This is a genomic window from Alcanivorax sp. (assembly GCF_019431375.1).
GTDB classification, from domain to species: Bacteria; Pseudomonadota; Gammaproteobacteria; order Pseudomonadales; family Alcanivoracaceae; genus Alcanivorax; species Alcanivorax jadensis_A.
The window spans coordinates 2,196,758-2,223,517 of the sequence record NZ_CP080267.1 but is presented as its reverse complement, the minus strand read 5'-3'; the positions used below and the strand labels follow the sequence as shown (position 1 = coordinate 2,223,517).

General features: G+C 60.6%; 27 protein-coding genes and 1 riboswitch. Of the genes, 12 read left to right on the top strand and 15 right to left on the bottom strand.

Annotation, left to right across the window (positions count from 1 at the left end; translation table 11 throughout):
* Positions 1–3 precede the first annotated feature (3 nt).
* The gene (gene cobT, locus KZ772_RS10335; RefSeq protein ID WP_290536498.1) at positions 4–1,056 is read right to left on the bottom strand and encodes a nicotinate-nucleotide--dimethylbenzimidazole phosphoribosyltransferase; all 1,053 of its coding nucleotides are present in this window, start codon (positions 1,054–1,056) and stop codon (positions 4–6) included.
* 120 nt (positions 1,057–1,176) lie between these two features.
* Between cobT and cbiB the strand changes: the two genes are divergently transcribed.
* The 9 genes from cbiB (at position 1,177) to KZ772_RS10290 (ending at position 11,083) form a co-directional block, all read left to right on the top strand.
* Positions 1,177–2,085: an adenosylcobinamide-phosphate synthase CbiB gene (cbiB, locus tag KZ772_RS10330; protein ID WP_290536497.1), complete on the top strand. Its 909-nt coding sequence runs from the start codon at positions 1,177–1,179 to the stop codon at positions 2,083–2,085.
* Positions 2,082–3,089 carry a threonine-phosphate decarboxylase CobD gene (gene cobD / locus KZ772_RS10325; protein WP_290536496.1) on the top strand — a complete coding sequence of 336 codons (1,008 nt, stop codon included), beginning with the start codon at positions 2,082–2,084 and terminating at the stop codon, positions 3,087–3,089. The genes cbiB and cobD overlap by 4 nt, the downstream gene beginning before the upstream one ends.
* Before the next feature lie 157 nt (positions 3,090–3,246).
* Positions 3,247–3,486: riboswitch (cobalamin riboswitch) on the top strand.
* A gap of 114 nt (positions 3,487–3,600) precedes the next feature.
* A complete protein-coding gene (locus tag KZ772_RS10320) occupies positions 3,601–5,430 on the top strand; it encodes a TonB-dependent receptor (RefSeq protein ID WP_290536495.1) in 1,830 nt (609 codons plus the stop codon).
* Positions 5,431–5,449: 19 nt separating this feature from the next.
* Positions 5,450–6,349, top strand: a complete 900-nt coding sequence (locus tag KZ772_RS10315; protein ID WP_290536494.1) for a cobalamin-binding protein — start codon at positions 5,450–5,452, stop codon at positions 6,347–6,349.
* Between the two features lie 25 nt (positions 6,350–6,374).
* Positions 6,375–7,316: an iron ABC transporter permease gene (locus KZ772_RS10310; RefSeq protein ID WP_290539469.1), complete on the top strand. Its 942-nt coding sequence runs from the start codon at positions 6,375–6,377 to the stop codon at positions 7,314–7,316.
* Entirely contained in the window at positions 7,316–8,083 is a 768-nt protein-coding gene (locus KZ772_RS10305) for an ABC transporter ATP-binding protein (RefSeq protein WP_290536493.1), read from the top strand. The genes KZ772_RS10310 and KZ772_RS10305 overlap by 1 nt, the downstream gene beginning before the upstream one ends.
* 189 nt (positions 8,084–8,272) lie before the next feature.
* Positions 8,273–8,884 (top strand): cob(I)yrinic acid a,c-diamide adenosyltransferase, encoded by a 612-nt coding sequence (cobO, locus tag KZ772_RS10300; protein ID WP_290536492.1) that lies wholly within the window; start codon positions 8,273–8,275, stop codon positions 8,882–8,884.
* A gap of 67 nt (positions 8,885–8,951) precedes the next feature.
* On the top strand, positions 8,952–10,379 hold the full coding sequence (locus KZ772_RS10295) for a cobyric acid synthase (protein WP_290536491.1): 1,428 nt from the start codon (positions 8,952–8,954) through the stop codon (positions 10,377–10,379).
* Positions 10,380–10,426: 47 nt separating this feature from the next.
* Positions 10,427–11,083, top strand: coding sequence for a class I SAM-dependent methyltransferase (locus KZ772_RS10290; RefSeq protein ID WP_290536490.1), 657 nt, complete (start codon positions 10,427–10,429; stop codon positions 11,081–11,083).
* Positions 11,084–11,145: 62 nt separating this feature from the next.
* Here KZ772_RS10290 and KZ772_RS10285 read toward each other — a convergent pair whose 3' ends face one another.
* Positions 11,146–12,153, bottom strand: coding sequence for a putative solute-binding protein (locus KZ772_RS10285; protein ID WP_290536489.1), 1,008 nt, complete (start codon positions 12,151–12,153; stop codon positions 11,146–11,148).
* Between the two features lie 262 nt (positions 12,154–12,415).
* Positions 12,416–12,904 (bottom strand): peptidylprolyl isomerase, encoded by a 489-nt coding sequence (locus KZ772_RS10280; RefSeq protein WP_290536488.1) that lies wholly within the window; start codon positions 12,902–12,904, stop codon positions 12,416–12,418.
* 152 nt (positions 12,905–13,056) lie between these two features.
* On the opposite strand from KZ772_RS10280, the gene moaA reads away from it, so the two are divergent.
* Both moaA and can read left to right on the top strand, forming a co-directional pair.
* Positions 13,057–14,070 (top strand): GTP 3',8-cyclase MoaA, encoded by a 1,014-nt coding sequence (moaA, locus tag KZ772_RS10275; RefSeq protein ID WP_290536487.1) that lies wholly within the window; start codon positions 13,057–13,059, stop codon positions 14,068–14,070.
* Between the two features lie 50 nt (positions 14,071–14,120).
* A complete protein-coding gene (gene can, locus KZ772_RS10270) occupies positions 14,121–14,768 on the top strand; it encodes a carbonate dehydratase (RefSeq protein WP_290536486.1) in 648 nt (215 codons plus the stop codon).
* A gap of 253 nt (positions 14,769–15,021) precedes the next feature.
* On the opposite strand, the gene KZ772_RS10265 is transcribed toward can, so the two are convergent.
* The 10 genes from KZ772_RS10265 to KZ772_RS10220 form a co-directional block, all read right to left on the bottom strand.
* Positions 15,022–15,192, bottom strand: a complete 171-nt coding sequence (locus KZ772_RS10265; RefSeq protein WP_290536485.1) for a hypothetical protein — start codon at positions 15,190–15,192, stop codon at positions 15,022–15,024.
* Positions 15,167–15,721, bottom strand: coding sequence for a cytochrome c (locus tag KZ772_RS10260; protein WP_290536484.1), 555 nt, complete (start codon positions 15,719–15,721; stop codon positions 15,167–15,169). The genes KZ772_RS10265 and KZ772_RS10260 overlap by 26 nt, the downstream gene beginning before the upstream one ends.
* Positions 15,722–15,782: 61 nt before the next feature.
* Complete coding sequence (locus tag KZ772_RS10255) at positions 15,783–16,520, bottom strand: copper resistance protein B (protein ID WP_290536483.1); 738 nt, start codon at positions 16,518–16,520, stop codon at positions 15,783–15,785.
* Positions 16,517–18,349 (bottom strand): copper resistance system multicopper oxidase, encoded by a 1,833-nt coding sequence (locus tag KZ772_RS10250; protein WP_290536482.1) that lies wholly within the window; start codon positions 18,347–18,349, stop codon positions 16,517–16,519. Before KZ772_RS10250 ends, KZ772_RS10255 begins: the two co-directional genes overlap by 4 nt.
* A gap of 36 nt (positions 18,350–18,385) precedes the next feature.
* On the bottom strand, positions 18,386–18,745 hold the full coding sequence (locus KZ772_RS10245) for a hypothetical protein (protein ID WP_290536481.1): 360 nt from the start codon (positions 18,743–18,745) through the stop codon (positions 18,386–18,388).
* A 62-nt stretch (positions 18,746–18,807) separates the two neighbouring features.
* The gene (locus KZ772_RS10240) at positions 18,808–19,431 is read right to left on the bottom strand and encodes a LysE family translocator (RefSeq protein ID WP_290536480.1); all 624 of its coding nucleotides are present in this window, start codon (positions 19,429–19,431) and stop codon (positions 18,808–18,810) included.
* Positions 19,432–19,696: 265 nt separating this feature from the next.
* On the bottom strand, positions 19,697–20,200 hold the full coding sequence (locus tag KZ772_RS10235) for a DUF411 domain-containing protein (RefSeq protein WP_290536479.1): 504 nt from the start codon (positions 20,198–20,200) through the stop codon (positions 19,697–19,699).
* Between the two features lie 210 nt (positions 20,201–20,410).
* On the bottom strand, positions 20,411–20,773 hold the full coding sequence (locus KZ772_RS10230) for a cupredoxin domain-containing protein (protein ID WP_290536478.1): 363 nt from the start codon (positions 20,771–20,773) through the stop codon (positions 20,411–20,413).
* 2 nt (positions 20,774–20,775) lie between these two features.
* The gene (locus KZ772_RS10225) at positions 20,776–21,420 is read right to left on the bottom strand and encodes a class I SAM-dependent methyltransferase (protein WP_290536477.1); all 645 of its coding nucleotides are present in this window, start codon (positions 21,418–21,420) and stop codon (positions 20,776–20,778) included.
* Positions 21,417–23,888: a heavy metal translocating P-type ATPase gene (locus tag KZ772_RS10220; protein WP_290536476.1), complete on the bottom strand. Its 2,472-nt coding sequence runs from the start codon at positions 23,886–23,888 to the stop codon at positions 21,417–21,419. The genes KZ772_RS10225 and KZ772_RS10220 overlap by 4 nt, the downstream gene beginning before the upstream one ends.
* A gap of 292 nt (positions 23,889–24,180) precedes the next feature.
* Between KZ772_RS10220 and KZ772_RS10215 the strand changes: the two genes are divergently transcribed.
* Complete coding sequence (locus KZ772_RS10215) at positions 24,181–24,777, top strand: hypothetical protein (RefSeq protein ID WP_290536475.1); 597 nt, start codon at positions 24,181–24,183, stop codon at positions 24,775–24,777.
* 278 nt (positions 24,778–25,055) lie between these two features.
* On the opposite strand, the gene KZ772_RS10210 is transcribed toward KZ772_RS10215, so the two are convergent.
* Both KZ772_RS10210 and KZ772_RS10205 read right to left on the bottom strand, forming a co-directional pair.
* Positions 25,056–25,964 (bottom strand): hypothetical protein, encoded by a 909-nt coding sequence (locus KZ772_RS10210; protein WP_290536474.1) that lies wholly within the window; start codon positions 25,962–25,964, stop codon positions 25,056–25,058.
* A gap of 26 nt (positions 25,965–25,990) precedes the next feature.
* The gene (locus KZ772_RS10205; protein WP_290536473.1) at positions 25,991–26,644 is read right to left on the bottom strand and encodes an HAD family hydrolase; all 654 of its coding nucleotides are present in this window, start codon (positions 26,642–26,644) and stop codon (positions 25,991–25,993) included.
* Between the last annotated feature and the right edge of the window lie 116 nt (positions 26,645–26,760).

The following is a 26,760-nucleotide window of genomic DNA, read 5'->3' as shown; positions in this document are numbered from 1 at the left end:
GGTTTACTCCGCACTGTTGACGCCGGCATCGGCAAAGGTGGCCATGCCGTTATGCAGGGCGCAGGCGCTGCGAATCACCGGCACGGCCACCGCCGCGCCGCTACCTTCACCCAGGCGCATGGACAGGTTGAGGACCGGTTCTGCGTTAAGGGCGTCGAGCAGCCTGGTGTGGCCGGGTTCCCGGGAGTGATGCGCGAATAGCAGCCAGTCACGTAGCTCCGGTCGTAATCGCACGGCGGCCAGTGCCGCCACGGTGACAATAAAGCCATCCACCAGCACGGGAATGCCTCGGGCGGCGCAGCCGATGATGGCACCGGTGAGCGCCGCAATTTCAAAACCACCCAGCGAAGCGAGTACCGCCAGCGGTTCCCGGTTGTCCCCGTGGCGGGTCAGGGCCTGCTCGATCACGGTGGCTTTATGACTGACGCCATCCGCATCCAGCCCGGTGCCGGGCCCGGCCAGGGCTTCCGCCGGTTCGGCCAGCAGGGCACAGGCCACGGCGCTGGCGCTGGTGGTGTTGCCGATGCCCATTTCGCCACCGATAAACAGCTGGGCCTGCTGGTCTGCTGCACGCTGGGCGGCACGGTCACCGGCGGCCAGGGCCTGCTCAAGTTGCGTGGATGACATGGCGGCCTCGCGGGCCAGGTTGGCGGTGCCGGCGGCGATGGTCTCATCCAACACGCCGTCGCTGGTGGGCGGTGGTGTGGCGGTACCCAGGTTGATCACGTCCAGCGTCGCACCCAGCTGTCTGGCCATGACACTGATGGCGGCGCCACCGGCAACGAAGTTGGCAATCATCTGCCCGGTGACTGCCTGGGGAAAGGCGGAAATTCCTTCTGCACAGACACCATGATCGCCGGCAAAGACAGCGATGCTGATACGGTCGGCGGCAGGGGTGTCACTGTGCTGCAACGCCGCCAGCGTCACTGCCAGGGATTCCAGACGACCCAGTGAGCCGGCGGGTTTGGTGAGCTGCCCCTGGCGGGCCAGGGCCTGTTGCCGGTGGGATTCACTGGGGGCGCAGATCGGTTGTTGCCAGGGTAAAACAGGGTGCACGGAAAACTCCCGGAAGCGGGCGGTGGGCCGCAAAGCGGCAAATCCTCTGCCCCGGCGGGGGCAGTGTCAAGTAGACTGCCCGCCTCGGATCATTGTCAGAACCATTGTAATGGGTACCCGATGCTGTCTTTTTCCCTGTTCTGTGCACTGCTTGTCGGCGTGATGCTGGATCGCTGGTTGGGCGAGCCTCGCCGCTGGCATCCGCTGGTGGGGTTTGGCCGGTTGGCGATGGCCGTGGAGCAACGCCTTAACCGTCAGGGTGGTGTATGCGCCGGCACCCTGGCCGTGGCCATCACCGTACTGCCCTGGGTGCTGGCGGTGGTGTTGTTGCTGCAGCTGTTGCCGGGCTGGGCCGGTTGGGGGCTGCAGGCACTGGGCCTGTGGCTGGTGATTGGCGGGCGCAGTCTGGCGGAGCATGGCCGGGCGGTGATCGTGCCGTTGCAAGGCGGCGATTTGACTGACGCCCGGGAGCAGGTGGGCCGCATGGTCAGCCGCGACACCGCCGACCTGGATAGCGAAGGTGTGGCCCGGGCGGCCACCGAGTCGGTGCTGGAAAACGGCGCCGATGCCCTGTTTGCCAGCCTGTTCTGGTTTGCGTTGGCCGGGTTGCCCGGGGCCTTGCTGCACCGGCTGGTGAATACCCTGGATGCCATGTGGGGCTATCGCACGGAACGCTTCGAGCGGTTCGGCAAGGTGGCCGCGCGGCTGGATGATCTGCTCGGCTGGGCGCCGGCACGATTGACGGCAATCAGCTATGCCCTGTGCGGCCGCTTCGCGGCGGGGCTGCGTTGCTGGCAGCAGCAGGGCAGGGCCTGCGACAGCCCCAATGCGGGCCCGGTGATGGCCGCCGGGGCTGGTGCCCTGGGTGTGCGGCTGGGCGGTGGCGCGCCCTATCACGGCGGCTGGAAGGACAAGCCGTGGCTGGGTGAAGGTAAGGTGGCCAGTGCTGACAGCATTGCCGCCGCCATCACCCTGGTGCAGAGGGCGTTGGCGCTGTGGCTGGTGGTGTTGCTGGGGGTGAGCCTGTGAGCGTTCCTGTGCGTGAGCATCATGGCGGGCGTTTGCATGAGGCGGCCCGGCGTTGGGGGATTCCGGTCAGTGACTGGCTGGACCTGTCCACTGGCATCAGCCCCTGGTCCTGGCCGGTGCCGGTATTGCCCACGTCTGTGTGGCAGCGACTTCCTGATGAGGATGATGGGCTGGAAGCACTTTGCCGTCACTGGCTCGCCGTACCTGGAGAAGCCGGCTGTCTGCCGGTACCGGGGAGCCAGGCGGCGCTGCAGCTGTTGCCACGGCTGCGTACGACCTGCCGGGTGGGGGTGCCGTTGCCCGGTTACCGTGAGCATGCGCTGGCCTGGCAGCGGGAAGGGCACGAGGTGGTGCCATTGTCTGTGGAACAGATCGATGCGGCCCTGCCGGATCTGGATGTGCTGGTGTGCATCAACCCCAATAATCCCACCGGCCACCTGTACCCGACAGACACTCTGTTGCACTGGCATCAGCAGTTGACGGCGAAGGGCGGCTGGCTGGTGGTGGATGAAGCGTTTCTGGATGCCAGTGATGGCGAGTCTCTGGTTTCCCGCTGTGATCAGCCGGGCCTGATTGTGTTGCGCTCGCTGGGCAAGTTTTTCGGCCTGGCGGGCTTGCGGGCCGGGGTGATGGTTGGGCCCACGGCTGTGTGTGAGGCGCTGGCGGATCAGCTGGGCCCCTGGGCACTGAGCCATCCGGCCCGTTGGGTAATGGCCCAGGCGGTGCAGGACCGGGGTTGGCAACAGCTGCAGCGGCAACGTTTGCGGCAGGCCAGGCAGCGGTTGAACGAGCTGTTAAGCAAGGCCGGTTTGTTCCCGCAGGGCGACAGTGATCTGTTTGCCTTGTGTGTTCATGATGAGGCCGAGGCGATACGGGATGGTCTGGCGCGCCAGGGCATTCTGGTGCGGCATTTCCAGCAGCCCGCTGCGCTGCGTTTCGGATTACCGGGGAATGAACGTGAAGAACAACGCTTGTTGCTGGCGCTACAGACCTTGCCGGTTTGATCCTTTCCCGTAGGAGCCTGCCTGCAGGCGATGGCTTGCCAGAGAGACATTTCGCCTGCAGGCAGGCTCCTGCGGGCAGACTATTAGCTGACCTCAACTTCTCCTGAATTTTCCTCAAGCTGTGCGTATCCGTTTGCTTATTACCGCCGCCGTTGGTAATTTCGCGCCACCTTCCGGTGCCCGCCTGTTCACACACAGCCGGGTTAAACGGGAAGTCGGTGTGCTTTGCTGTGTCCGCAAAGCCAGTCCGACGCTGCCCCCGCAACGGTGATTGAGTTAATCGCGTTTCGTAGTGCCACTGTGCCAAAGCCCGAAAGGGTGCATGGGAAGGCGAACGCGCCGAGGGAATACGCCTCGCTCATCAGCCCGGAGACCGGCCAGAAGGTGAACTTGGCGTCGCGGTGGGCGATGGCGGGGTGTAACGGTGCTGTTCTGTGCCGGTTATCCCTGTTGTGTCTCCGCGGCTGAATCCAGGCCGTGCGGGTGGGCACGGCAACAGGGGATCTCCTTCATGTCTTTGCGTTTTTTTGCGGCCTCTGCCGCTGTGTCCTTGTCTGTCTTGCCATGGGTCGTTCAGGCCGAATCTTCCGCGTCGCAACAGGTGGCCATGCTCGACCCGGTGGTGGTAACACCTACCCTGGTCAGCCGTACCACGGAAGCATCACTGTCCTCGGTTACCGTGGTGGACGAGCAACAACTTCGCGACCAGCAACCGGTGGATATGGCTGACATCCTGCGTGGCCAGCCTGGTGTGGATACCACCAGCAATGGTTCCTTCGGCAAGAATGCCAGCGTCTTCATCCGCGGTACCTCCAGTGATGCGACCCTGCTGCTGGTAGACGGGGTGCGGCTGCGGTCCGCCACCGCCGGTAGCCCGGCCTGGCAATATCTGCCGCCGGCCATGCTGGAACGGGTGGAAGTGGTGCGCGGTCCACGCGGCTCCTTGTACGGTGCCGATGCGGTGGGCGGCGTGGTGCAGCTCTTTACCCGCGATGACGGTAGCTGGCTGGATTTCGGTGCAGGGAATTTCGGCACCATGAATGCCGGTGCCGGCGTTTCCGGTGAACAGGGCGGCACCCGTTATACCCTGGGTATCAATCGCTTCCGCACCAATGGCATCGAGCTGCGCGAAGACAGCGAAGAACGCGGCTACGACAATACCGCCGGTATTGCCAAACTGAGCCATCGTTTCGGGGATCGTGGCGAAATCGGGGTGTTCGGTTTTCATACTCGGGGCAATACCGAATTTGAAGGCAGCACACCGGCAGACGACAGAAATATCGACTACGCACTGGAAGTGGCAGGTCTGAAAGGCGAGGTGATGCTCACCGATGGCTGGCAGACCAAGGTGCTGATCAGCCAGGCCAAGGACGAAAGCGAAGACTTTGCCAATGACGTCAGTAACGGCGTATTCGATACCCGTACTCGTACCGCCAACTGGCAGAATGTGTTTGCGGTCGGCGCCCATCAGTTTGTGTTGGGTGGCGAATACCAGCGTGATGAGATTACCAGCAGCAACGAATATGACGTGACCGACCGGGACAACAAGGCGGCGTTTGGTCAGGCGCTGCTGCACTTCGGTCCGCTGGATCTGCAGGGCAGCCTGCGCCATGACGATAACGATGCCTACGGCAGCAAGGTGACTGGCGCCGGCGCACTGGGCTACAAGCTGGATACGGCTCACCGGGTACGGGTTAGCTACGGCACGGCCTTCAAGGCGCCCACCTTCAACGATCTCTATTTCCCGGATTCGCCGCCATTTTTCTTCAGCAACCCGAACCTGAAGCCGGAGTCTTCGGAAACCGGTGAGCTGGGTGTGCGCGGCCAGTATCAGCACTGGTTCTGGGATGCGGCGGTGTATCGTACCAACATCGATGATTTGATCGCCTACGATGGCAGCAAGGGCTCCTCGTTCAATGTGAACAAGGCCAGCATCGAAGGGGCGGAACTGGCCCTGGGTATGGACTGGCAAGAGTGGCAGGTGCGGGTAGCCTTCTCCGCACTGAAGCCGGAGGACCGGGATACCGATACCCTGATTGCCCGTCGTGCCCAGCGTCTGGGCCGGGTGGATGTGGATCGCCGCATCGGCACCGTGACCCTGGGGGGCACCGCCAGTTTCCAGGGGCACCGTTACAATGATGCCGCCAACACCCAGCGGCTTTCCGGTTTCGGTCTGCTGGACCTGCGTGCCGGCTGGCAGTTCGCGCCGAACTGGTCCACCCGCCTGACGATGAAAAATGTGCTGGATAAAGAGTACGCCACCGCGAAGAACTTCAGCGGCTGGAACTATCTCAACGCCGGGCGTTCCGTAATGGTAAGCCTGCGTTACGATGTGCAGTAACTGAAACACGGAGTCCGCCATGCCCCCAGCCCGTCTGTTATCACGTTGTCTTCCCCTGTTGGCCGCCTTGTTGTGTCTGGGGAGCGGGCTGGCCCTGGCACAGGTATGTGTCACCGATGATGTGGACCGTCAGGTTTGTCTGGCGCAGCCGGCGCAGCGGATTATTGCCTTGTCTCCCGGTGCCACCGAGTTGTTGTTCGCTGCCGGTGCCGGGGAGCAGGTGGTGGGGGCGGTAAGTTTCAGCGATTATCCGCCGTCGGCAAAAAAGCTGCCGCGGGTGGGCAGCTACAAGCGGCTGGATCTGGAGGCGGTGCTGGCGTTGAAGCCGGATCTGATTGTCGCCTGGCAGAGTGGTAACCCCATGGAACAGGTGGAGCGTCTGCAGGCCATGGGCGTGCCGGTGTACCACAGTGAACCCCGTCGTTTCGAGGATATCAGTACCACCCTGGAGCGCCTTGCGACACTGGCCGGCACCGAAGCGGTAGGGCAGGGCGCAGCCGATGCTCTGCGTAGTGGCATGGATTCCCTGCGTCAGCGCTATGCGGAAGCGGCGCCGGTGACGGTGTTTTACCAGGTCTGGGAAGAGCCGCTGATGACCGTGAATAATGATCATCTGATCAGCGAGGCGATCCAGATCTGCGGTGGCGTCAATGTGTTCGGTGAGCTGACATCGCTGGCGCCAAAAATCAGCCGTGAAGCGGTTCTGGCCAAGGATCCGGAGGTGATCATCGCCGGTGGCATGGGCGAGGATGATCCCGCCTGGCTCGATCCCTGGAAACAGTTCTCCTCCCTGCGCGCGGTGAAGCACGACAACCTGTTCTTTGTGGCGCCGTCCACCCTGCAGCGGCCGACGCCACAGATGCTGGCCGGTACCCGCACCCTGTGCAGCCACCTCGACACCGTGCGCGCCCGTGATTAGCCGCCGAGCCGTCTCTTCCCTGCTGATGCTGGCGGCACTGGGTGCGCTGGCATTGCTGGTGGCGGTGACCGTGGGCAGTGTCTCCATGACTCTCACGGAGCTGTGGATGGCGGTTGTCGGCCGGGGCGACCCCCTGTTCGGTGAATTGGTGTTTTCCCTGCGATTGCCCCGTGCCATGGCGGCGTTTGCCACCGGTGGCCTGCTGGCACTGGCCGGCGCCCTGATGCAGGTGCTGTTGCGTAACCCACTGGCCGATCCCTATGTACTGGGTATTTCTGGTGGTGCCGCTGTGGGGGCACTGGCGTCCATGTTGCTGGGCTTGGGCACGGCCATGGTGTCCGGCTCCGCCTTTGCCGGCGCGCTGCTGTCCACCTTGCTGGTGTTCGGCCTGGCCCAGGGGCGGGGCAGCTGGACGCCCACCCGTTTGCTGCTGACCGGGGTGGTCATCGCTGCCGGCTGGGGTGCGGTGATTACCTTTATGCTGTCGCTGAGTCCGGCGGATCGCTTGCCCGGCATGCTCTACTGGCTGATGGGTGATCTGAGTTACGCCCGCTCGCCACTGATGGCCTGGCTGGTGCTGATTCCGGTGCTGATTCTTACGTTGCCGCTGGGGCGCAGCCTCAATGTGCTGGCCCGGGGGCCGCTGCAGGCGGCGGCCCTGGGGGTGGCGGTGAAGCCGCTGGCCTGGCTGGTCTATGGGCTGGCCAGCCTGCTCACGGCGGTGGCGGTGACTACCGCCGGTAGCGTGGGTTTTGTGGGGCTGATCGTGCCGCATATGCTGCGGCTGGTGCTGGGCAATGATCAGCGCATCATTCTGCCGGCCAGTGTCATGGCCGGCGGCGCCTTGCTGACCATCGCCGATACCCTGGCGCGTACCCTGATGGCCCCGGAGCAATTGCCGGTGGGTGTGATCACCGCCCTGCTTGGGGTGCCCACTTTCCTCTTCTTGCTGTATCGGAGTCGGTGATGGCGATTCTCGAAGCCAGCAATCTGGTGGTGGATATTCCCGGTCGTGCGGCAGGCCAACCTTTTTCCGCACGGATTCTGCCAGGCCAGCGCTGGGGCGTTCTGGGCCCCAATGGCGCGGGCAAGTCCACACTGCTACACACCCTGGCGGGGCTAAGGCCGCCGCGAAGTGGTCAGGTGTTGCTGGATGGTGAATGCCTGACTCAACTGCGTCGTCGGCAACTGGCGCAAAAACTGGCGGTGGTATTTCAGGAACGCCAGGACAGTTTTCCCGCCACGGTGCAGGAGACTGTGCTGATCGGTCGCCATCCTTTCCTGTCGCCCTGGCAACGGGAAACTGCCAACGATCTGCGTCTGGCCAACCAGGCCATGGAGGCCCTGTCCCTGAGTCTGCTCGGCGGCGATCGTCTGGTCAGCACCCTGTCCGGTGGGGAGCGTCAACGGGTGGCCATCGCCACAGCTTTGACTCAGCAGCCGGCCATCTGGCTGGCGGACGAGCCCACCAATCATCTGGATCTGCATCATCAGGTGGCGGTGATGGAGCTGCTGCATCGGCAGGCGGAGCAGGGCGCGGCAGTGTTCATGTGCCTGCACGATCTGAATCTGGCAGCCCGTTGGTGCGATCATCTGCTGCTGCTCTATCCCGATGGCGAGCTGTGCTTCGGCCCCGCCGAGACCATGCTGGTGCCGGAAGCACTGGAGCGACTGTACGACCAGAAACTCAGTGTGGCGCGGATCAACGGTGCGCCGGTGTTTGTCCCGGGATGAGAACTCTTAATGGGCTGTAGGAGCTATGCTTGCATGGCGAACTGGCGGGCGGTCTGCGCAGGCAGGTTCGCCATGCAAGCATAGCTCCTACGGAGTGAACCACCAGAAAACATGTCTCTTTCATTGCCGGCTTAATAGCGAAAGTCAAAAGCGTAAAGAAAAGAACCAAAATCGAACATGGAAAACAATATGAAGCCTGATCCGAAAAGCCCTGAGCGTCATGCCTGGCGGATGGAAAAGAAACAGCAAATCATGCGTGAGCGTATTGCCAATGCGGACAAGGATCAGGGCATCCTGCTGGTGCTCACCGGGCCCGGCAAGGGCAAGAGCAGTTCCGGTTTCGGCATGCTTGCCCGTGCCCTGGGCCATGGCATGAAGGTGGGTGTGGTGCAGTTTATCAAGGGGGCGTTCAGTACCGGTGAGGAAGCCTTCTTTCGCGACCTGCCCAACGTGGATTATCACGTCATGGGTGATGGCTATACCTGGGACACCCAGGACCGGGAAAAGGATGTGGCTGCTGCCAGTGCTGCCTGGGATATCGCAAAAAAAATGTTGCAGGACGACAGCTACCACATGGTGTTGCTGGATGAGCTGAACATCGCGTTGCGTTACGAGTATCTGGATCTGGATAGGGTGCTCGACGATCTGCAAAACCGCCCCGCCATGCAGCATGCCGTTGTCACTGGCCGCTATGCACCGAAAGAGCTGATTGAGCTGGCTGATACCGTTACCGAGATGAAGGTGGTGAAGCATGCCTTCAAGGATCTTGGGGTAAAGGCGCAGAAAGGCGTGGAGCTGTAGTTAATAGTTAACAGTGAATAGTTAATAGCGAAACAAAGCGATGGCTGGTCGTTCGTCGATAACACTGATGGTTCAGGGCTGTACGTCGGATGCCGGGAAGAGCACCGTGGTGGCGGCGTTGTGTCGGTGGTTTGCGCGGCGGGGGTATTCGGTGGCGCCGTTCAAGCCGCAGAACATGGCGTTGAACAGTGCGGTGACTGTGGACGGTGGGGAGATTGGGCGGTCTACCGCGTTGCAGGCGCTGGCTTGCGGGATTGAACCGCATAGCGACATGAATCCGGTGTTGCTCAAGCCGCAGACCGACATGGGCGCCCAGGTGATACTCCGCGGCCAGGTGTTGGGCAATATGCAGGCGCTGGATTATCACGCGTATAAAAAGACCGCCAGTGAAGCGGTGCTGGCGGCCTGGAAAGATCTTTCGAACCGCTATGATGTGATTATCGCCGAAGGCGCCGGCAGTCCGGCGGAAATCAATCTGCGTGACAACGATATCGCCAATATGGGCTTTGCCGAGCTGGTGGATTGCCCGGTGATTCTGGTGGCGGATATCGATCGCGGTGGGGTCTTTGCCCATCTCACCGGCACGCTGGATCTTCTTTCCAAAACCGAGCAACAACGAACCCTGGGTTTTGTCATCAACCGTTTTCGCGGTGACCTGTCGTTATTGCAGGGCGGGCTGGACTGGCTGGAAGATCGCACCGGCAAACCGGTGTTCGGGGTGCTGCCTTATCTGCATGGCCTGACCCTGGATGCGGAAGACGCGGTGGCCGAGCAGGGTGACCATGACGGTGATGCGCTCAAGGTAGTCGTGCCGCTGTTGCCGCGCATGAGCAACCATAATGATTTCGATCCGCTGCGTTTGCACCCCCAGGTCGACCTGCGTTTTGTGAAAATGGGGGAGGTCTGGCCAGCGGCAGATCTGGTAATCCTTCCTGGTAGCAAGGCAACTCGGGCCGACCTTGCATTTCTGCGTGAGCAGGATTGGGACAAACAGATCGAAAAACACCTGCGTTATGGCGGCAAGGTGCTGGGTATCTGCGGTGGATTTCAGATGTTGGGCGAACGGATCGATGATCCTGACGGGCTGGAAAGTGATGCGGGCAACAGCCCTGGTCTTGGCTGGTTGGGGATGACTACCCGGCTGATTGCCGGCAAGCAGTTGCGCAATGTGCAGGGGGTTTTCCTGCCAACCCGGACCGCCATCCACGGTTACGAAATTCACAATGGCATCAGCGAAGGCCCGGCCCTGTCGCAGCCCATGCTGAAACTGGGTGCCCGTGACGAAGGCGCCATCAGCGACGATGGCCAGATCATGGGCTGTTACCTGCATGGCCTGTTCGATAGTGCCGAGGCCGGCAATGCCATTCTGCAATGGGCGGGTTTACGCAGCGACCGGGCGGTGGATTACGATGCCCATCGGCAGAAGGATCTGGACCGGCTGGCAGACATGATTGACCAGCATCTGGATACGAAAAAACTGCTCTCCGTTTTGTAGCGCTGGCCTGCTAGAGTGTTTTTCTTTCTACACAAAGAGAGAAAACCATGCACAAGGATGATGCCCACGCTGGCCAGGCTGTTTACAGTCCTTTCGTTCTCACCCTTTATGACAGGGCCGTGCTCGGCCTGTCCTGCCGCTGGTTATGGCGCTGTCCTGCGTCCACCCTGCTGGCGCATTATCAACAACAGATCAGTGACAACCATCTGGATGTGGGCGTGGGCAGTGGCTACTTTCTGGACAAGGTGACCTTCCCCTCGCCGAGTCCGCGGGTGGCACTGATGGATCTGAATCCTAATAGCCTCGACTATTGCGCTCAGCGTATTAGCCGCTATCAGCCGGAAACGCTGCAACGTAATGTGCTGGAACCCATCGACTATCAGGGCGGCAAATTCGATTCGCTCGGCATGAACCTGCTGTTGCATTGCCTGCCTGGAACCATGGCGGAGAAAGCGCACGCTTTTGACCACCTGCTGCCGTTGCTGACTCCAGGTGCCCGGGTATTTGGTGCCACGATTCTGCAGGGCGATGTGCCCCGTAATATTGCCGCCAGAGGATTGATGGCGGTGTACAACCGCAAGGGTATCTTTTCCAATCAGAATGATTCACTGGCGAGTCTGAAGCAGGCACTGGAAAGCCGGTTGGATAAGGTGGACGTTCAGGTGGAAGGGTGCATGGCCCTGTTTTCAGGGGTCAGGCCTTGAGGCTTTTGATGTGACGTTTGCCAGAATGAAGAAAGGGCCGGCGAAGACCGGCCCTTGTAATATTATTCCATGGGGTTGACGCATTCCGCCCGTGACGGCTCCAGCTTGCAACGCACCTTTCTGAGCAGTCCCATCATCGACTTGTCGTAGACTCCGTCCTGAGTCAGTGAGATACGTGCCTCACGCATCATTTCGTCGTAACGCAACTTGTCCGAATCGGGGATACGGATCCACCATTTTTTATCCACTTCGCTACTGGCGTTATCAATCAATCGCATGGCGCGATCAAATTGCCCATACATGAATTCGCGGGACTGCTGGGCATACTCCGCGGGGAACCGGTCTTTCTTGAGAATGATCTGGGCGCTGAGCTGGCCCAGTACATAATCGAGAATGCCGCCATCGGGAGCCATGCCCTTGTACAGTTCCAGGGCAGAGAAGCCCATGATGGGCGCGAAACAGATATCCACGGAACCATTGTTGAAGCGGGTGGAGAAGTTGGTGATGTCGGACATGACCGGTGACATCCCCACGCGGGAGGCCATGTTTGCCTGGGCACTGTCATATTCAAGTACGGCGATGGATTTTCCGGACAGTTCTTCGACTGTGTCGATCTCCTGATCTTTCAGGAAAAGAAATGCCGCGCCCATGGGAACCACGCCGCCAACTTCATAGGGGCCGGATACCAGTTGCTTGTTGATGGACGGTGTGTCGCTGGCAATGACGGAAATTACGGTCTTCATCGCTTCATAGCTGGGGATGGCGCCAATGGAGTCCATGCTGCCGGTGAAACTGTTGAACTGACGGCCACGAATACCGGTGAGAACCGCTGCGTCACATTGGCCGGCTTTCAGATCTTCAGCGGCGATTTTTTCATCGGTGAAGGGTTTGAGCTCCACATCCACGCCCCATGCAACCGCGGCGGTTTTGTAGTCCTTCATGATGTTATAGATGTCACCGTTGGCGCCGATGATATCGAAAACACAGAATTTTCGTTTTTCCAGTGCGTGAGCAGACAGGGATATACTCGAAAGCAAAGCGGAAAGAATTAATATCGTTATGTAGCGCATGATGCTCTCCCATAAAAACAAAACTATCAAAGAGCATCGATCCTATTGGGCTGTCGAGGATACATTCAATAAGGCTTTACAAAAATCGGCATAATCGACAACAAGAAGCAGAAGTAAGTCGGGTGAGGCTGTCATTCGGATAAAAAAGGAGGAGGAAAAGGGTGCGGGATTCACTCTGCGTTCACTATCGCACAGGTTTCGGGTCTATTAAGGGGTAAATAAAAAAGGCGCCAATGGCGCCTTTTTTCTGGAGGGAAAGACCTTAATGGTCGTGACCTTCCGGACCATGTACGTGGCCGTGTTCTTTCTCTTCGTCGGACGCTTCACGCACTTCGGTGACTTCCACGGCGAAGTTCAGTGTTTCGCCTGCCAGCGGGTGGTTGCCATCAACAGTCACTTCCTCACCTTCCACAGCGGTGATGGTGAAGATGCGCGGACCGGCTTCGGTCTGGGCCTGGAACTGCATGCCCGGCTGCAGATTCTCTTCGTTGCCTTCGAAAGCGGTTTTCGGCACTTGCTGGATCAACTGCTCGTGGCGCTCGCCATAGCCTTCTTCCGGGGTGACGGTCACGTCCAGCTTGTCGCCGGCGGCCTTGCCCACCAGGGCTTTTTCCAGGCCGGGGATAATGTTGCCCGCGCCGTGCAGGTAGGCCAGGGGCTCGCCACGCTGGATAGAGGAATCGATGGTCTCGCCGGCGTTGTTGGTGAGAGTGTAGTGAATGGACACTACGGTGTTTTCAGAAATTTGCATGGAAACCCTTTTGGGGTGGATGAATTCGGAATGCGTGGCATTCAGTCAGGCGCACATTCTAACAATACCCCAGCCGCCATGACCAACCGGGCCCCGGGCGGGCCGACAGGCGTTGCCGCGCTGGCTGGCCTGCCATTTGCTACAGTAGGGCCATGACTGTGACCCGCGCCACCGCCCAATCCGCCCTGCAGGACCGTTTCGGCCGTACCATCGACTATGTGCGCCTGTCGGTGACGGACCGCTGTGATTTCCGCTGTGTGTACTGCATGGCGGAGGATATGACCTTTGTGCCCCGGGCCCAGGTGCTGACCCTGGAGGAGATGGGGCGGCTGGGCCGGGTACTGGTGGAGCTGGGTGTGCGGCGGATCCGGTTGACCGGCGGCGAACCTCTGGTGCGCCGTGATGTGGCGCATCTGGTGCACAATCTTGGTGCGCTTGAGGGGCTGGATGAACTGAATATGACCACCAATGGCGCCGGCCTGGGCCGTTTTGCCGATGATCTGAAGGCCGGTGGGTTGGCTCGACTCAATATCAGCCTGGATTCCCTGGACCCGCAACGCTTCCGGGCGCTGACCCGCACCGGTGACCTGAACAAGGTGCTGGACGGCATCGAGGCGGCCCGCCGGGCCGGTTTCCGCCGCATCAAGCTGAACAGCGTGATCCTGCGCGGGCGCAATCAGGACGAGGTGCCGGCGCTGGTGGATTTCGCCCTGGAAAAGGGGCTGGATATCTCCTTTATCGAGGAAATGCCCCTGGGAGCCATCAGCGAACATGACCGAGCCCTGGAGTTTGTGTCCTCCGAGGAACTGCGAGATCAGCTCTCCGAGCGTCTGACCCTGGTGCCCATGGCGGAAAAAACTGGCGGGCCATCCCGTTACTGGCAGGTGCCGGGCAGTGACAGCCGCATCGGCTTTATCTCTCCCCACTCACAAAACTTTTGCCATTTGTGTAATCGGGTGCGAATTACTGCCGAGGGCCGTATGCTTCTGTGCCTGGGGCACGAGCACAGTGTGGACCTGCGGGCAGTATTGCGGGCGCACCCCACGGATGATGCCCCCCTACGTCAGGCAATTATTGATGCCATGGCCATCAAACCGGAACGGCACGACTTCAATCTGGCCCCGGGTGAGCAACTGGTACGGTTCATGAATATGACCGGTGGTTAACGTCGGGCGTCAAACATCCGGCCTCCAGTAAATGAATGTAGCGAGCGACCATGAAATCCCTTCCTGAACTCTTTACCAACAACGAGCAGTGGCGTCATGACATCGAGAAGGAGCACCCGGGCTTTTTCAAGGCCCTGGGTGAGCAGCAGAGCCCGCAGTATCTGTGGATCGGCTGCGCAGACTCCCGTGTGCCTGCCAATGAGGTGGTGGGGCTGATGCCCGGTGAGTTGTTCGTGCATCGCAATGTGGCCAACCTGGTGAATCACACCGACCTGAACCTGTTGTCGGTGCTGCAGTTCGCCGTGGATGTGCTCAAGGTGAAGCACATCATGGTGGTGGGGCACTACGGTTGCGGTGGGGTGAAGGCGTCCATGGAAGACGTGCCCCATGGTCTGATCGATAACTGGCTGCGCCAGGTGCGCGAGCTCTATCTGCGCAACCGCAAGCACCTGGTCAAGCTCCCGGATGACAAGGCCCAGCTGGATCGCATGTGCGAGCTGAACGTGGCCCGTCAGGTGATCAATGTCTCCAATACCACCGTGGTCCAGGAAGCCTGGCGCCGCGATCAGCCTCTCACTGTCCATGGCTGGATCTACGGCATCGGTGACGGTCGTTTGCGGGATCTGGATCTCCAGATTCAGAACAACCGGGAACTCCGGACGCTGGAAAACGAGGAATACGATAACTCCTCGGCATAAGGTGTCTGCAAGGATCCCTGTAGGGTGCATCGCCTTAGGCTCAGTGCACCCTGCGCAAGATCGACCACTGGCTTTTCAGAACCAGGGAGTGGATTCCTTCCTCCAGTGAAGGCTCTGCCGGGCTGTTGCCTTAACAGGCTGTTGAAAAGCCCCTTGCGTGCTCAGCGTGGCCTGAAGGGTGCAGCTGTTGTGTTTTGTCGCGACGGACAGGGTGGTTCCCTTTCCTAGCGGCAAAGCGCAGCAGATGTGCCCTTCAGGCCTCGCCCTCCGGGTCTTCCAGGCTGGCCCGCACTCGTTGTTGCGCTTTTTCGACAGGCAACCAGCATGCCATCAAAAGCGCGCCTGGATTGCGAACCAGCCTGGAAGACTGAGCATGCAAGGGGCTTTTCAACAGCCTGTTAATGAGCATGGTCATGGTGCTCATGCCCTGTCTTCCCTGCACTTTCCGTTTCCGCTCCGCTGAGCCGTTTCCATTCGGCTTCGGTCATCTCCGGCATGGCTTGCAGCAGAGCCACCATATCCCACAGGGATTCATCGTCATGACTGGTGCCCCAGGCCGGCATGCCGCTCATCTTGATGCCGTGCTTGATGGTCCAGAAGGCGCTGGCCGGGTCGTGGATGCCATGCTCGTTGAGCACCGGAGGTTGTGGATAGAGGCCTGCGCGTAGCTCGGTATTCTCCATGCCCGGTGCCAGATGGCAGCCGGAACACATGGGTTGATAGTGCCTGGCCCCATTGCGAATACGTTCCGCGGCGTCCAGGTCATCCGGCACCGTAATCCGGCTGGCGCGTTGGTCGATGGAGCGGTGCCTGGCAGCTCCGATCAGGCTCTCGGTGAGCCGCCAGTGGGGACTGTCCGCGGCAAAGTTATAGGCGCCGGATGCGATCAGCACTGCTGCTCCCGCTGTAGCCAGCAGGACCACACCAAGCAGGGTCAGTAGAACGGTTTTCATGGCTGTCTCCCGTGGAGAAGGAAAAGCGTACAAGGCGGCGCCGTGGATGACGCCGCCCGGCTCAGAACCAGAAGTAGATCCCTGCTACCAGCGATGCTTCTTCCGGGTCGCCGCCTGCCGCCCGGGTTCTGTCGGCGGTATCGCCGTACTGTTTTTCCCAGTGCACGCCGATGTAGGGCGCCAGCTCCCGGCGGATTTCGTAGCGTAGCCGCAGGCCGGATTCAATGGCGACCAGACCGTCGCCGACACCCAGCTCGTTATCGTCCTTGCCGTAAAAGCTGGCTTCCACTTCCGGCACCAGCGCCAGACGCTGGGTCAGCATCAGCTCGTATTCCGCTTCCAGGCGCAGTTCGCTGAGGCCATCTTCGCCCAGGAACAGCTGGCCGTCGACCTCGAACCAGTAGGGGGCCAGGCCCTGGATGCCCAGGCTGGCCCAGTCCCGGTTGGGATCGTCGGGCTGCCAGTCCCTGCGCCAGCCCAGTTGCCAGTCCCAGTAGGGGGCGAAGGCGTGGCTCCAGGCCAGGCGGGTTTCTGCGCTTTCGGTGCCGGCTTCCTCGTCACGGTGGTCCGGCTCCATGAGCCGTTCGCCTTCCGTGGACAGGTACAGCTTGTTCAGGTCGCTGCCGTACCAGGCACTGGCATCCCAGCCCAGTACCGAGCCCTCGTCGCTGTCACGCAGCTCAAGCTGATCCACCAGCACCTTGCTGAAGCGGGGCGGGTGTTCGCTCATGGACCAGGCCGGTGTGGTGCAGGCCATGGCGGCCAGGGATGACAGTAGCAAAGTGGATGTTTTCATCATGCGTCCTCCCCGTGTGCGCCGTGGTGTGAGTGGTCACCGTCGGCCTTGGCCTTGACCACGCGCACTTCCCGGAACATGCCCGCGTCCATGTGGTAGAGCAGATGGCAGTGATAGGCCCAGCGGCCCAGCGTATCGGCGCGCACCAGGTAGCTGAGTTTCTCGCCGGGTTTCACGGTGATGGTGTGCTTGCGCAGCAGCTTGCCATCGCCCACTTCCAGATCGCTCCACAGACCATGCAGGTGGATGGGGTGGGTCATCATGGTGTCGTTGACCAGGGTGATGCGTACCCGTTCGTTGTGATACAGCTCCAGGGGAACGGAATCCGCAAAAGGAATGCCGTTGAAGCTCCACATGTAGCGGCTCATGTTGCCGGTCAGGTGCAGCACAATTTCCCGTTCCGGGTGCAAGCTGTCCGGTGGCCCGCCAGCGGTTTCCAGGTCCGCATAGGTGAGCACTTTCCAGTCCCGGTCACGCAGACCGATACCCGGGTCGGCGAGCATCTCGCCAGGGGCCATGGCGCGCATGTCCACGCCGGGACCGTATTCGCTGTCGGCATGGTCGGTGGCGTTGTCTCTGGGCGGCAGGTCAGGGTTGTTGCTGTCTACCGCGAAGGGCACGGTGTTGGCGTGCTCGCTGTGATCCATGCCCGCCATGCTGTGGTCCATCCGCCCATGGTCCATCTGGCTGTGATTCATGGCGCCCATGCCCATCTCGGTATGGCCCAGCAGCGGCGGTGGGTCCATCTCTGGCACCGCTGCTTTCATTGCCGGGTTTGGCGTCAGGGTGCCGCGGGCATAGCCGCTGCGGTCGATGCTCTGGGCAAACAGGGTATAGGCCTGGTCCGCTTTGGGTTCCACGATCACGTCCAGGGTTTCTGCCACCCCCAGGCGCACTTCATGGAAAGGAACCGGGTTGACCGGTTGGCCGTCCATTTCAATCACGGTCATGTCCAGGCCGGGAATACGGATGTCGAAGAAGGTCATGGCGCTGGCGTTGATAAAGCGCAGGCGGATGCGCTCGCCCGGGTTGAACTGGCAGGTCCAGTTGCCGTTGGGGCTCTGGCCATTCATCAGGTAGGTGTAGGTGTAGCCGGTGACGTCGGCCAGATCCCGGTCGCTCATGCGCATGGTGTTCCACATGTGGCGATCCTTGAGGGTCTGGATCACGCCCTTGTCCCGGAAGTCGCGCAAGGTGTCGAACACGGTGCGCTCGTTGAAATTGTAGTAGTGGCTGAGTTTTTTCAGGGTGGCGAAGATGTGGTTCGGGTCCTCGTCACTCCAGTCCGACAATACGATGACCTGATCCCGGTCCACCGGGTGCGGCTCCGGCGTTTTCGGATCAATGATGATGGAGCCGTACAGGCCGGTCTGCTCCTGAAAGCCGGAATGGCTGTGATACCAGTAGGTGCCGCTCTGCTTGACCGGAAAGCGGTAGGTGAAGGTCTCACCCGGCTTGATGCCATCGAATGACAGCCCGGGCACGCCATCCATTTCAAACGGCAGCAGCAGGCCATGCCAGTGGATGGAGCTGGTTTCCGGCAGCAGGTTGGTGACTTTGAGGGTGACGGTGTCGCCTTCTCGCCAGCGGAGGGTGGGGCCGGGGACGATGCCGTTGATGGTGGTGGCCGGTCGGGTCTTGCCGGTGATGTTGACGTCGGCGCCGCCCAGGGTCAGGTGGAAGGTGTCACCACTGAGGGTGGGGGCGCCGGTATGACCCTGGCGGGCCAGCAGCTGGGCGGGTGTCAGCCCCAGCCCCAGGCCGGTGGCACCCAGCGCCAGGCCCTGCACGAAACGACGTCGCGGCAGGGAAAACGGATCTGCGGTTTTCATGATGTATTTCCTGATTGTTTGAGTGGGAAAACGAACTCAAACAGTCAGGGAAGGTGGCCGTAACGGCAGGTGATGGATGCCGTCGTGAAGGCCGGTCTCCAGGTCGGAGTGCCAGGGGCGATCGGGGATATCAGCCTGCCCGCTGAACAGGGCGACGGTGGTGGCATTGATCTGGCACAGGGTCAGGCACTGGCAAGCGTCATCTTCGGAGCAGTGCTGGCTGTCGCCATGATCCGCTTGTGTCATCTCTGCATGGTGATGGCAGTGGGTCTGGGGAGTGCTGTCCAGATGGCTCACGGAAATCTGCGCAGCCAAATTGCTTGTCACCACCAGCATCAGGGTGGCAAGCAGGCCGGCCAGCAGGGACCGGTAATCGGGGCGCAGATATCGTTTCATGGGACCATTATTAACCTTGGTGTCGCCCCAAGGTCAAAGGAAAAATTGAGGGACGCCTGATGTCAGGCCGCCTGCCAGACCACGCTGGCGGCGATGACGACCAGCAACACAGCGGTGCCTTTTTCCACCCAGTGATGGTGGGCCCGCAGCCAGGGCAGGAAACGGCTTCGACCCAGCAGTACGGCCACCAGTACATACCAGCCGCCATCGATGAACATGGAGGTCAGTACCATCTGGATGCGCGCGGCCTGGGCCATGTCCGCTTGCAGAAACTGGCTGAACAGAGCCAGAAAAAACAGCGCCACTTTCGGATTCAGAAACGCTACCAGGAAACCGTCCCGGGCGGCGCCGTGCAGGACGTTGAACTGGCTGTCGGCATTGCCGGGTGCCAACGGCTGTTTGCCTGCCTGCCAACTTTTCCAGGCCATCCATAGCAGGAACATGGCGCCGGTCAGACTGAATGCCAGTTCCAGCGATGGGTAGCGGTGGAAGAGTACCGCCAGCCCGGTGACGGTGGCGGTGGCCCAGATGCCGATGCCCAGGGCATGGGTAATGCCGGCGATGGCACCGGCGCGGGGGCCGCCATGGAGAGTGTGGCGCGTAATCACCGCCAGACTGATGCCGGGCGCCATGGCACCCAGGGCGCAGACGCTGGCCAGCAGCAGCCAGTCATGGAGAGGAAGCATTCAGGGTCTCATTACACGCAAAGGGAAAGACTGTAGCGGGTTTCGGTGACAATCTGTAGGTGGTCAGTCCTGGCCGTAGGAGCGTCGCTGGCGGCGCGATAATTCAAACCAGGATCAAAAGCATTTTCCCCACCGAGGGCACAGAGCACACAGAGGAAACCTGTCTTGTTCTCCGTGATATCTGTGCCTTCTGTGGTCAACCGTCTTTTCAGCAGTTGGGATATCGCGCCGCCAGCGACGCTCCTACGGGCGGGTCTGGCGGTATTCAGTTCCCCGGATAGTGACTGAACACTTCAGTGCCTTCTTCATCGAATAGCAGCACGTCGTAGGCGTCCTGACGGTCCCCCATTTCCATGCCCGGGGAACCCACCGGCATGCCGGGAACGGTGAGCCCCTTGGCGTCCGGTTGTTCGGCGAGCAGACGATCCACGTCGCTGGCGGGCACATGGCCTTCAATCACGTAATCGCCGATAAAAGCAGTATGGCAGGAGCCCTGACCCGGCAGGATGCCGGCTTTTTCCTTGATGGATTGCAGGTTTTGCTGTTCGTGGACGACCACCTGATAGCCGTTTTCTTTCATGTGATCCACCCAGGCGCCACAACAGCCACAGGTGGGTGATTTGTACACTTCCAGCACCTTGTCAGTGCTGGCGGTTTTGGTGTCTTCAGTGGCAGCGGGGGGCGCTTCGGTGGCCTGGGGCTGGGGTGGACCGTCGTCGCCGCAGGCGGTGACCAGAAAAGCCAACAGGAGTGCCGAAAATACTTTCATGATGTTTCCTCTTTCATGCGTGCGGCAGTTGCGTGGGTGTGTTGTCGTCAACTAACACCTGAAACCGTGACTTCATCGCGGCGCCTGACGTCAGCCTTTGCCGCCACAAAGAATTTTCTTCAGTCGATCGTATTCCCTGATACGACACTTCCTCAGACCCCCCTGTGCCAACAAATTCTTACGCCATGCATCCACGCTGAAATCACGGATTCAGGTGACAATCAATCTGCCCTGATACATCTGCATCTGGCAGGTGAAACGGTACTCGCCGGCAGGCGGGTTGTTCAGGGTCACGGTGGTGATGGTACCCGTTTCCAGAAACTCGCTCACGTCGAGCCCGTGAAACACCACCTGCTCGGCGCAGGGGGAAGGGTCCCGTCGGTCGAAGTGCAGGGTCAGCGTCTCCCCGGCCTTGGCGCGCAGGGTGGCCGGGCTGTAGACGCCATCGGCGACCACAATGGTGGTGCCCTGGTCGCTGACGTCCTGGCTTCGCGCTGTGGATTTTGACAGCCAGAACCACCAGATGATCCCTGCCATCAACAGCAGGCCGGCAAGATTGATCAGCAGTGTCATGATTAGGCCTCCGGATTAAGGGCGGTGATGACCAGACCGGTCTTGTGCATGATCTGGCCCATCACGTTGATACTTTTCTCTGGAACGATCTGCTGGCGCACGTCGACAAAGCCCGCCGTCTTCAGGGACTGTTGCAGATCAGGGCCGTCGTAGGTGAGAAAGCCGTGCCGGAACACCGGCAGGGTGGCCATGCTGTTCCTGTCGCGCAGGCCCAGGCAAAGCTGGCCGCCGGGACGCAGCAGTTTGCGAAGCGCCGCTAAGGCTGGCAGCAGCGGATTCCAGAAGTACACCACATTGATGGCCACCACATGATCCGCGCTGCCGGGGGCCAGCGGCGGATCATGAAGATCACCTTCCACGAAACGTACCTGTTCCTGATGGTCATGATGATGCTGCGCCTGGGCCACCATGTCCGGGGACTGGTCCAGCCCGGTGTAGTGCAGATCGTCGGCCATGGCCATTAGGTCTGACAGGTAACCCGCGGTACCAGGGCCCACTTCTACGATATGGTCACCGGCCGACGGCGACAGTGCCTGGTAGCTGGCCGCGATGATCGGCTGGTTATGCCGGTTCATGTTGTCGGCCACCAGGGCGCCCTCATCGCCACTGGGGCAGCGCAGTTGGGCAGCCAGTTGTTTCGGCGTCATGACTTGCCTCGCTGAGGTTTGAACAGGCGTAACCGGTTGGCATTGCTGACCACGGTCACCGAACTGAGTGACATGGCGGCGCCGGCGATCACCGGGCTGAGCAGGCTGCCGGTGATCGGGTAGAGCACCCCGGCAGCCACCGGCACGCCCAGGCTGTTGTAGATAAAGGCACCGAACAGGTTCTGCTTGATGTTGCGCACGGTGGCGGCGGAAATCGCCATGGCATCGGCTACGCCGTGCAGCGACCCGCCCATCAGGGTGATGGCGGCGGATTCGATGGCCACGTCGGTGCCGGTGCCGATGGCAAAGCCCACATCCGCCTGGGCCAGCGCCGGGGCATCATTGATGCCGTCGCCGACCATGGCCACGATGCGGCCTTCTTCCTGCAGAGACTGCACTTTTTTCGCCTTGTCCTCGGGCAGCACTTCCGCCATGACTTGGTCCACGCCAACCTGTTTGGCGATGGCGTCGGCGCTGGCCTGGATGTCACCGGTAATCATCACCACGGTGAGGCCCTGATCCTTCAGGCGGGCAATGGCCTCCTGTGAATCGTCCTTGATGCGATCGGCGACGCCGAGGATGCCGAGCAGGGTGTTGTCTTCAGCCAGGAACAGGGGGCTGGCGCCACGCTCGGTGAGCGAGCTGCTGTCCAGATCCACGTCGATGCCTTCGCTTTCCAGCCAGCGACGGTTGCCGAGCCGGTACTGTTTGTCGTTCAGGGTGGCGCTGACACCTTTGCCGTTGAGGGCCTGAAAATTCTCGACCCTGTCCGTTGTCAGCTCGCGCCGTTCTGCTGCGTCCACAATGGCGCGGGCCAGCGGATGCTCGGAGCCGCTTTCCAGGCTGGCGGCCAGCTGCAGCAGGGTGTCTTCCTGCTGGCCTTCGGCGCAGAGAATCTCGGTGAGCGCCGGTTTGCCCTCGGTGATGGTGCCGGTTTTGTCGAGCACAATGGTGTCCAGCTTGCTGCTGGTCTGCAGGGCATCGCCTTCACGAATCAGGATGCCGTGCTCGGCAGCCTTGCCGACGCCGACCATGACCGACATGGGCGTGGCCAGTCCCAGAGCACAGGGGCAGGCAATGATCAGCACCGTGGTAGCACTGATCAGCATGTGGGTGATGCGCGGCTCTGGCCCCAGGTTGAACCAGGCCAGGGCGGCCACTACGGCGATCAGCATGATGGTGGGTACGAACACGGCGGAAACGTCGTCGGCCAGGCGGCCGATGGGCGGCTTGCTGCCCTGGGCTTTTTTCACCAGCGCCACGATGCGTGACAGGGCGGTGTCCTTGCCCACGGCGGTGGCCCGGTAGAGCAGGGTGCCCCCTTCGTTGAGGGTGCCGGCACTGACGGTGTCACCGGTGCTCTTGCTCACCGGCATGGGCTCGCCGGTGAGCATGGATTCATCCAGCCGGCTTTCGCCTTCCTCGACAATGCCGTCCACGGCAATTTTTTCACCGGGGCGTACGCGCAGGATGTCGTCGGTCTGCACCTGGTCAACCGGAATGTCCTGCTCCATTTTTTCCTGATTTGGGCCATCGCGGACCACCCGGGCGGTTTTGGCGCCCAGGTCCAGCAGCCGTTTTACCGCCGCGCTGGTTTTGCCCCGGGCACGGACTTCCAGTGCCTGGCCCAGATTAATCAGGCCGATGATCATGGCGCTGGCTTCGAAGTACACATGGCGGGCGGCTTCCGGCAGGGCGGTGGGTATCAGCACTACGGCCATGGAGTAGAGCCAGGCGGCCCCGGTGCCCAAGGCGATCAGGGTGTCCATGTTGGCGTTGTGATTGGCAAACGCCTTCCAGGCACCAACAAAGAAGTGGCGGCCGGCGGTAGCCAGCACCCCCAGGGTCAGCAGGCCGATAGCCAGCCAGATCCACTGACTGGCTGTGCCGGGCTGTACCATCATGTTGCCGCCCAACAGCCCCCAGGCCATCAGCGGAGCGCCCAGCCCCAGGCCCAGCCAGGTATGCCGCAGCAGGCCTCGATAGTGTTTCCGCTCCTGTTCTTCGCGGGCGTCACTGTCATCGCTGTCGTCCAGCAGGCTGGCGCCATAGCCGGCTTTTTCCACGGCGTCGATCAGGGCCTTAGTGTCCGCCGAGCCACTGACTCTTGCCGTGCGGTCGGCAAAATTCATTTGTGCCTGGGTGACGCCGGCGGTGTTACGCAGGGCATTTTCGATGGTGCGCACGCAGGCGGCACAGGTGGCGCCGGTAATGGCGAGCTGCTGCTCCTGATCGGTGCTGGCGGAGGATGCGGGGGGCGTTTTCGGCTTGTCTTCGACGGCATAGCCTGCCTTGGCCAACGCCGCCTGCACGTCGGTACTGTCAGCGCTACCGGTGACGGTCACCTGCTGGGCATCCAGATCCACCTGCACATCATTGACGCCAGGGACAGGGTCAAGCGCCTGGCGAATCTTGCGAACGCAGCCCTGGCAGCTGGCGCCCTGAATATCGAATTTCTGTGTCTGCATCGGGATCTCCATCGGCCTGTAAAGGCGGAACCATGCGTGTTGTCACAGATTGTCAAACTTAAGGGTAACCCCAAGGTCAAGCCTGTGCTATAAGGGTGCACCTGTTTAGGGTTTATAAGGACGTTTTCGTTGTAGCTGAAAGGCTTCACAACAGCCTTGGCAGGACCAACGGCATTGAAAATTTTTATAAAACTGTCCAAAAGACGGAACCGCTCGCGCGCAAAACACTCCATACCCCCACTACAGTGCGAGCACATTGATGCCGTTCATCGATATTGAGAGGACCTTTTCTATGTTTAAGAAAACTTTGCTTGTGTCAGGGATCGCCCTGGCTGTTGCTGCACCGGCCATGGCTGAGCAGCGGACGTCCATGGTCCGTGATAACGGTTTTTCCTACACCTACGGCCAGCTGGCCTATGATCGCTGGGATCTGGATAACGATCTGGATATTGATGCCCTGACGGCGGAAGGCAGCTTTGCGCTGGACGAGCATATCTTCCTGCGTGGCAGCCTGGGCTTTTATGATGGTGATGGTCCGTTCCGGACTGACGTAGATGGCCATCGTCTTTCCGGTGGTATGGGGTTTCATACCCCGCTGCAGCGCGGCCTGGACTTCGTGACATCTGCTGACATTATTTACGATGAGATCGATATTGGTCGCCGTGATGATGACGAGATCGGTTTTGAAGTACGCGGTGGTGTGCGTCATGCCACTACCGAGCAGCTGGAACTGTCCGGTGGCCTGACCTACATGGATCTGTACGACGATGATCTGGGTGTTTATGGTCAGGGTCTGTTGAAACTGACTCCGGTGGTGGATCTGGGTGCCCGCGTTATCGTGGGTGGCGACCGTGATACCTACGGTGTGTTCGGTCGCTACAACTTCTAAGTAGCGCTCCGCACAAAAAAGCCCGCCGGATGAAAATCCGGCGGGCTTTTTTTGTGGGTGGTGATTCTTGCTGACGTGAGAATATCTCCGCCTATTGTTGTGATTGGCTGTAGGAGCGTCGCTGGCGGCGCGATTATCACAGTATCGAGTTGCGAGGAGCGAGTGCCGACAATCAAAACCTGAAAGACGGAGAGGTCAGATTTGCGCTCCTCCTGACTCGTTTCTCGCAACGTGTTTCTTCGCGCCTCAAGCGACGCTTCTTCGAAGGCTTTATTCGCTCAGGGCTGATTCAGCCAGGCTGACAGCGCCTCGCTGCCTTCTTTTTTCGATGCCGCAAGCGTCTCTTCAATCCCCGCTGCTTTTTCTGCCCAGGCCTTTAACGTGGTCTGATCCATGTCGCGCACACCTTTCAGCAGCCGTTTAGCATTCACCTCGCGAACCGTTGCCGGAATAAACAAGCCTTCTGCTTCCAGGTCGGTGCTGTCTTTGCGGGCGTTACGGGCCAGAGTCTGTTCCAGCCCACATTTCAGGGACGGGGAATCAAGTGGCGCCGCCACGGACAGCAGCCTGGCATCAGCCTGCAGTTGCTCGCCAGCCAGCTGCAGATACTGACGGCGGCGCATGGCAATCTCGTCTTCGCCAGCGAGTAAAGGCAATGCCTTGCTCGTCTCCTCGGTGCCATTGAGTGCCACAAACAGGGCGGCAAAGCCAAGGCTGGCTTCGCTGGCATCGGTGGCGCCGTGCTGGGTGCGCAGGGATTTGCGTGTCATTTCCAGGTAGGGGTCACTGATCAAACCGGATTCGGGCCATTCCGGCAGGGCATCCAGGTAGCCGGGGTAGAGCGGCCAGGTGTCCATGCGGTTGAGCAATTCCTGTTGCTTGAGCTGGCAGGCGCGGCTGGCAGCGAGCAGGTAGTGATCCACAAAGGCGGCATACCAGTCTTCCAGACGATCGCGCAGCGCGTCGAGTTGTGTCTGTTCGCGGGATTCAGTGAAATCGTTCAGGGCCTGTTGCCAGGCTTCAGCACGGTCCTGAAAGGCGTTGTCTGCGCGTTGTTGCCAGTCGGTGGCGGGGATGTCTGCCGTGGTGCCGGAGGTAACCGTTTCTTCGGTCTGCTCCGGTTCCGGTATGTTGCTGTCGCAACCACTTAACACCAGTGCCAGCAGCGTGGCAAAAAAATAACGCATGGTTCCCTTTCCCATTTTTATGAGTCTCAGCGCAGGCTGATGATCGGCCAGCCTTGTTCCCGTGCTTCGCGATCCAGGGTGACATCCGGGTCCACCGCCACCGGGTTGTCCACTTTTCTGAGTAGCGGCAGGTCGTTATGGGAATCGCTGTAGAACCAGCTGCCTGCCAGGCTTTCGTTGTTGGCACGCAGCCATTCTGCCAGTCGTTCCACCTTGCCGTCCCGGTAGCTGGGAATGCCGGCCACATTGCCGGTATAGCGCTCGCGCTTGCATTCGGCCACGGTGGCGATGAGATGATCCACGCCCAGCCGGTCCGCCAGCGGGGCAGTAACGAAATCGTTGGTGGCGGTAATGATCATCAGGGTATGGCCCTGGTCACGGTGTTTCTGCAGCAGGGCCTCGGCCTTTGGCAGCCACATGGCATCGAGTTTTTCCGCCAGAAACTGCTCGCGCCAGAAGTGCAGTTGCGCCATGTCATGCTCGGCAAGCACTTTCAGGGAAAAACGCAGGTAAGCCATGATGTCCAGGCGACCATTCTGGTAATCCACGTAGAACTGGTCGTTGGTATCCTTGTAATGCTGCTGGTCGACAATGCCTTTTTCCACCAGCCAGTCGCCCCACAGGTGGTCGGAATCGCCGGCGATCAGGGTGTTGTCCAGGTCGAAAATTGCGAGCGTCATGGCCTCTCCTTACGTGAACGGCACATTTTATGCGAAGCGAATGACAAGGGAACCTCTGAAAAACTCCCCGACTTTGCCATAATCAGGGCTTTCTATCAGCCACTTTCCGGGAATGC

What these genes read in the sequence shown, in the direction of transcription:
- cbiB (WP_290536497.1), top strand. Translation starts at nt 1,177, where the DNA reads ATGCTGTCTTTTTCCCTGTTCTGTGCACTGCTTGTCGGCGTGATGCTG.
- KZ772_RS10320 (WP_290536495.1), top strand. Translation starts at nt 3,601, where the DNA reads ATGTCTTTGCGTTTTTTTGCGGCCTCTGCCGCTGTGTCCTTGTCTGTC.
- KZ772_RS10315 (WP_290536494.1), top strand. Translation starts at nt 5,450, where the DNA reads ATGCCCCCAGCCCGTCTGTTATCACGTTGTCTTCCCCTGTTGGCCGCC.
- KZ772_RS10310 (WP_290539469.1), top strand. Translation starts at nt 6,375, where the DNA reads ATGCTGGCGGCACTGGGTGCGCTGGCATTGCTGGTGGCGGTGACCGTG.
- KZ772_RS10305 (WP_290536493.1), top strand. Translation starts at nt 7,316, where the DNA reads ATGGCGATTCTCGAAGCCAGCAATCTGGTGGTGGATATTCCCGGTCGT.
- cobO (WP_290536492.1), top strand. Translation starts at nt 8,273, where the DNA reads ATGAAGCCTGATCCGAAAAGCCCTGAGCGTCATGCCTGGCGGATGGAA.
- KZ772_RS10295 (WP_290536491.1), top strand. Translation starts at nt 8,952, where the DNA reads ATGGTTCAGGGCTGTACGTCGGATGCCGGGAAGAGCACCGTGGTGGCG.
- KZ772_RS10290 (WP_290536490.1), top strand. Translation starts at nt 10,427, where the DNA reads ATGCACAAGGATGATGCCCACGCTGGCCAGGCTGTTTACAGTCCTTTC.
- KZ772_RS10285 (WP_290536489.1), bottom strand. Translation starts at nt 12,153, where the DNA reads ATGCGCTACATAACGATATTAATTCTTTCCGCTTTGCTTTCGAGTATA.
- KZ772_RS10280 (WP_290536488.1), bottom strand. Translation starts at nt 12,904, where the DNA reads ATGCAAATTTCTGAAAACACCGTAGTGTCCATTCACTACACTCTCACC.
- moaA (WP_290536487.1), top strand. Translation starts at nt 13,057, where the DNA reads ATGACTGTGACCCGCGCCACCGCCCAATCCGCCCTGCAGGACCGTTTC.
- can (WP_290536486.1), top strand. Translation starts at nt 14,121, where the DNA reads ATGAAATCCCTTCCTGAACTCTTTACCAACAACGAGCAGTGGCGTCAT.
- KZ772_RS10265 (WP_290536485.1), bottom strand. Translation starts at nt 15,192, where the DNA reads ATGAGCACCATGACCATGCTCATTAACAGGCTGTTGAAAAGCCCCTTG.
- KZ772_RS10260 (WP_290536484.1), bottom strand. Translation starts at nt 15,721, where the DNA reads ATGAAAACCGTTCTACTGACCCTGCTTGGTGTGGTCCTGCTGGCTACA.
- KZ772_RS10255 (WP_290536483.1), bottom strand. Translation starts at nt 16,520, where the DNA reads ATGATGAAAACATCCACTTTGCTACTGTCATCCCTGGCCGCCATGGCC.
- KZ772_RS10250 (WP_290536482.1), bottom strand. Translation starts at nt 18,349, where the DNA reads ATGAAAACCGCAGATCCGTTTTCCCTGCCGCGACGTCGTTTCGTGCAG.
- KZ772_RS10245 (WP_290536481.1), bottom strand. Translation starts at nt 18,745, where the DNA reads ATGAAACGATATCTGCGCCCCGATTACCGGTCCCTGCTGGCCGGCCTG.
- KZ772_RS10240 (WP_290536480.1), bottom strand. Translation starts at nt 19,431, where the DNA reads ATGCTTCCTCTCCATGACTGGCTGCTGCTGGCCAGCGTCTGCGCCCTG.
- KZ772_RS10235 (WP_290536479.1), bottom strand. Translation starts at nt 20,200, where the DNA reads ATGAAAGTATTTTCGGCACTCCTGTTGGCTTTTCTGGTCACCGCCTGC.
- KZ772_RS10230 (WP_290536478.1), bottom strand. Translation starts at nt 20,773, where the DNA reads ATGACACTGCTGATCAATCTTGCCGGCCTGCTGTTGATGGCAGGGATC.
- KZ772_RS10225 (WP_290536477.1), bottom strand. Translation starts at nt 21,420, where the DNA reads ATGACGCCGAAACAACTGGCTGCCCAACTGCGCTGCCCCAGTGGCGAT.
- KZ772_RS10220 (WP_290536476.1), bottom strand. Translation starts at nt 23,888, where the DNA reads ATGCAGACACAGAAATTCGATATTCAGGGCGCCAGCTGCCAGGGCTGC.
- KZ772_RS10215 (WP_290536475.1), top strand. Translation starts at nt 24,181, where the DNA reads ATGTTTAAGAAAACTTTGCTTGTGTCAGGGATCGCCCTGGCTGTTGCT.
- KZ772_RS10210 (WP_290536474.1), bottom strand. Translation starts at nt 25,964, where the DNA reads ATGCGTTATTTTTTTGCCACGCTGCTGGCACTGGTGTTAAGTGGTTGC.
- KZ772_RS10205 (WP_290536473.1), bottom strand. Translation starts at nt 26,644, where the DNA reads ATGACGCTCGCAATTTTCGACCTGGACAACACCCTGATCGCCGGCGAT.